At 42.5% G+C, this 4,458-nt stretch carries 4 protein-coding genes and 1 pseudogene; 2 read left to right on the top strand and 3 right to left on the bottom strand.

Annotated elements, in window-relative coordinates; translation table 11 throughout:
* Positions 1 to 489 (bottom strand): annotated as a pseudogene (locus tag BCU12_RS10295) (ATP-binding protein); the annotation flags it as partial.
* 432 nt (positions 490 to 921) lie between these two features.
* Here BCU12_RS10295 and BCU12_RS10300 point away from each other — a divergent pair.
* The gene (locus BCU12_RS10300; RefSeq protein ID WP_102404211.1) at positions 922 to 1,269 is read left to right on the top strand and encodes a HopJ type III effector protein; all 348 of its coding nucleotides are present in this window, start codon (positions 922 to 924) and stop codon (positions 1,267 to 1,269) included.
* Between the two features lie 114 nt (positions 1,270 to 1,383).
* Here BCU12_RS10300 and BCU12_RS10305 read toward each other — a convergent pair whose 3' ends face one another.
* Positions 1,384 to 1,692, bottom strand: coding sequence for a DUF1289 domain-containing protein (locus tag BCU12_RS10305; protein ID WP_102404212.1), 309 nt, complete (start codon positions 1,690 to 1,692; stop codon positions 1,384 to 1,386).
* A gap of 155 nt (positions 1,693 to 1,847) precedes the next feature.
* On the opposite strand from BCU12_RS10305, the gene yegD reads away from it, so the two are divergent.
* Positions 1,848 to 3,200, top strand: coding sequence for a molecular chaperone (gene yegD / locus BCU12_RS10310; protein WP_102404213.1), 1,353 nt, complete (start codon positions 1,848 to 1,850; stop codon positions 3,198 to 3,200).
* A gap of 215 nt (positions 3,201 to 3,415) precedes the next feature.
* Here the strand turns inward: yegD and BCU12_RS10315 are convergent, their stop codons facing one another.
* Positions 3,416 to 4,375 (bottom strand): DMT family transporter, encoded by a 960-nt coding sequence (locus BCU12_RS10315; RefSeq protein WP_102404214.1) that lies wholly within the window; start codon positions 4,373 to 4,375, stop codon positions 3,416 to 3,418.
* Positions 4,376 to 4,458: the final 83 nt, after the last annotated feature.

Consider the following 4,458-nt stretch of genomic DNA (forward strand, 5'->3'; position numbering starts at 1 on the left):
GTTAATGACTAAGGTGATAAAGAACTGCTCTATCAAAGAGTCATAGATATCTTCTGTGTTAGATTCCACATAAACCTGTCCTATGACTTCAGGTGGAACCCCCTCCCGCCCAGAATACTCTAACGGATACAGACCGGAAATGGCTTCCCCAGTGACTTCTTCACCCGCACTAAAAGAGTTATCGCCGGAAACCACTTTCAAATAGTCGATTTTGGATAAATTCACCAGTCCATCAAGTCTTTCTTGAAGAACAATAAGATCAAAGCTCCACAATGAAGACGCCAGTAAAGGTGCATGAATGTTTTGAATCTCATAATGACGCTGGTCAACATCATTGAACTCTTTATTGTAGTCCCAATAGAGCTGCATTAAGGTCGTTAAGAGTGTGATAGCACCACTTAATGCAATAATAATGAGAATGATACGTCGTCCGACACGGCTATACAGAGGGTTGCTAATACTTTGTTCAAACAACTTATTTTTACTCATGTTTCACCTTGTTGAGAATTCTGTTTCTTTAGTATAGGTGCTTGTAGAAAATAGGTTATTGATCGCTATGGCGTAATCATCCTGCCAAGCAGGTATCCATTTTGAGTCCGTTGCCGGGGAAAATGGCAATGACGTTATTTTATCTATAGCTCTAAAATACACGTGAATAGTCACTGCAACTTTCTTTGTCACGTTAGTCGGGGGTTCTACTAAGTGAGCTCTCAATTTTCTATTTCAATATCAAAGCTTTTCAAGAGATCAAAGTCAATATCCACACTTTGCAATTGCAGCAGTAAAGAAATGCAACGATGACACTTTTCAATCACCACCAAGGAAAGACAATCTACTCGTACTCAGTTCATCTTCGGTTATGTTTTGTGATACTGTGCTTATTCAATACAAGGCACGAAGAGACGCAAAGCAATGAAAAAAATGGAATTAAGTTCATTCCTAGAACAGCTCAATCAATCCCCAGAGTCCATTGAATTCGAACACACGATCACAATCATCGAAGAAAATTATGAGTTTACTCCAGCAAAATTCATCAATGGAGCGACGGTTAATGAAGAAAATCAAAACAACGGTTCTTGTAAGATCTTTGCGTTTGGAAAACTTCTCGACCTAACAGAGCCACAAACACTGGCTTGCTTCGGGAAGTTTTATCGAGTCGATGTACTACAAAACCCAGATAACGATGATCATCAAAATATTAGAAACTTCATGACTTCGGGTTGGAAAGGCATTTCGTTTGAAAGTAATGCTCTAAGTGTTAAAGAATAGGCCACGCATTACGCGTTCTGTATCTCCCGTACACGATTCTCATTGAGAGTAATAACGAAAAGGTTGCCTTATATGGGCAACCTTTTTAGTTTGGGGATGAAAAGAGGTTAAACGCTACTGTATAGGCAGTGAGCTTAAGCATTTTCGACACATACATAGGCCGCTTTTCTCTATCGTCGACGTGTCACGCTTCTCAATATCAAAGCACCAGCAGGTTTGTTTTCCATTCTGGATATCACATTGGGCGCTTGATTGGCAGACTGGGCAGTTATGACTGGACGCTTCACCTTTAATTTCTGCCATTATTTGATCTCTTTGGGCATCGGTGTAACGTTGCCATTCAGCTATTTCTTTCGTTGTTCTTTGACAACCGACGCACATATTTCCAGAGCTTTTACACGCGCCAATACACGGACTTTTCATGGGATTTAGACAGTATAGTAATAGTGTGTGGAGTATATCAGAGTCACCGCAATTGTTATTACTAGTGGTTGATTCTTTATAGAATTTCTATCTGTCTTGATGTAGCATTGCCGCCCTTTTTCGATTGATTTGATGTTTAACTCCCGAGGTTACCTATGTTTATTGGCTTTGATTATGGAACAGCAAACTGCTCAGTCGCCGCTATGCAAGATGGTCAGCCTTTTCTGATTCCTCTAGAAGGTGAGAAATACTACATTCCATCAACGTTGTGTGCGCCAACGCGAGAATCAGTGTCAGAGCATTTGTTTCGTCACCGCAATATTTCACCTATTGATGCGATTGGTGAGCAGGTTCTAAGGCGCTCGATAGCATTCAATCGAGAAGAAAGTATCGAAATTGAGCCTGAAGATATCGCTTTTGGGCAAGAAGCGTTAGATCTCTATCTTCAAGATCCTAGGGATGTGTACTACGTTAAATCACCGAAGTCGTTTCTTGGGGCTTCGGGGCTACATGATGTGCAGCTTCGTTTTTTTGAAGATCTTGTGTGTGCCATGATGGCCAATATCAAGACCAAAGCTGAAGTACATACACAGAAATCCATTCAAAATACAGTGATTGGCCGCCCAGTAAACTTCCATGGAAGAGGAGGGGAAGAGGCTAATCAACAAGCAGAACGCATATTACTCAATGCGGCTAAACGGGCAGGGTTTAACGATGTACTGTTTCAATATGAGCCTGTTGCCGCCGGTTTAGAGTATGAAGCAACCCTACTAGAAAATAAAACCGTTCTCGTCGTCGATATTGGTGGTGGTACAACGGATTGTTCAATCATCGAGATGGGGCCTGATTGGCAAGGCTTATCAGACAGAACTGAGTCTCTACTTGCCCATAGTGGCCAGAGAGTAGGAGGGAATGATCTTGATATACATATTGCTTTCAAACAGCTAATGAATCCGTTTGGCTTTGGGAGCAAGATGGTGTCCGGGTTAGACATGCCGATTACTCAGTATTGGAACCCGATAGCAATCAACAATGTCGAAGCCCAGAAAGACTTCTACTCTCGGTCTAATTTGAATGCTCTGAAACAACTTCACAAAGACGCGGCTGAGCCAGAGAAGCTTGCGAGATTGCTGAAGGTTTATAATGAAACTCTGGGCTACAGTATTGTTCGAAAAGCAGAAGAAGCAAAGATAGCTCTCTCTTCAGATACTCACTATAAAGCCTCTATTGATCTACTTTCTGAAGCCTTGGAAATCGATATAACCCAACAACAGATGATTGAAGCGATCGAGCAACCAAAAAACAAAATGGCTGAACTCGTAAAAGAAGCGGTGACGATGAGCGGCAAAATGCCCGATGTTATCTTTATGACAGGCGGATCTGCTCGATCACCGCAATTACGTCAGTCTGTGGAAGCTCTACTGCCAAATATACCTGTGGTAAGCGGAAATTACTTTGGCTCTGTAACTGCGGGCCTTGCTCGTTGGGCTGAACTTTGTTTTAGGTGATGCTCGGCATAGAACAAGCTTAGGGTTATCATCAATCCTGATATCCCTAAGCTTCACGAGTTCCGTTCCGATGTTTACTTTTAAAAACGCTTGTTCACCATTTCTTGGGCAACTTCGTGTTAGTCTGGCGTTTGGCAATCACGTTTATAGTAGTCACCCGTTTAGTCGTCAGGTGTAAAGTGGCCTTGGATAAGGATAACAGAATCGTAAATTGTCTAGTTAGATTTTGTATAAACCGGTGGCTTATAGGCAAGTGATCGGTCATCCCTCATAAAGACATTGCTGGCAATGATGCTTCCGACACAAATCACGCTCAGCGCAGTCCAAGTCATTAAGTTAGGTGCTTCGCCAAAACTAACTATTGCAAGTAACGTGGCCACAACCGGAGTAAGCGAGCCAAATGCCGCTGTTCTTTCCGCCCCCAACACTGAAATAGCATGCAGATAGGTAAATGAGGCGATAACTCCAGCACCAATGCCTTGCAGCAAACCATGTCCCATTAATTCTCTCATTGGCCAGTTCTTTATATTACCGACCCAAGTTAGATCTGAGTCAGATGGAAACAATGTGCTGTCGAGGCCATTGAGTGCGATAAGGGTAATCAACAAGATCGACGAAAAGAAAGAAATAAACCCAGCGCAAACTAGGGCTGGTAACTGCGCAACACGAGCTGAAATTGTGAACACTGCCCACATGATGCTTCCAAACAAAAAGAGGAGGTGACCTTGTAACGCATTAGATTCCTGACCGTCACTCATGTTTGGCCATAAGAACATAAAAATACCCACACATATCAAGCCTAAACCCAGTTTTCGATGATGACTAAGAGGCTGTGAGTAGAATATGACTGCGATGGCAGACACAAACAAGGGCAGCGTACCGGGAACCAACGCACTCCCATCAGAAACAGTTGCATAGTTCATTGCCAAGCCAGCAATCAAAAGGTAAGGAAGTCCGCCACCAATAACCATTCCAGCTAGGTATCTCAATGGTGTTCTCGCTATAGCGCGCCTTGCCGCGTAAGTAACCGGGAATAGAATTACAGCAGGGATTACGAACCGAGTTAATGCCATGTCAGCGGGTGTGAGAGATGAAATAGCACCACCTCTTAATGAAAGAAAGAAGCCAGACCAAAGTAAGACGGTCGTAAATATTGCCAGGTAGCCTGTAAACATAAAAGTCGTTAAAGTTTTGTTAATAATTGATATTATCCGTTAATTCGCACGCATTTAGTCAGCTTTATCACTATACTTTTAGG

This window comes from Vibrio sp. 10N.261.55.A7 (assembly GCF_002877365.1).
Classification (GTDB): domain Bacteria; phylum Pseudomonadota; class Gammaproteobacteria; order Enterobacterales; family Vibrionaceae; genus Vibrio.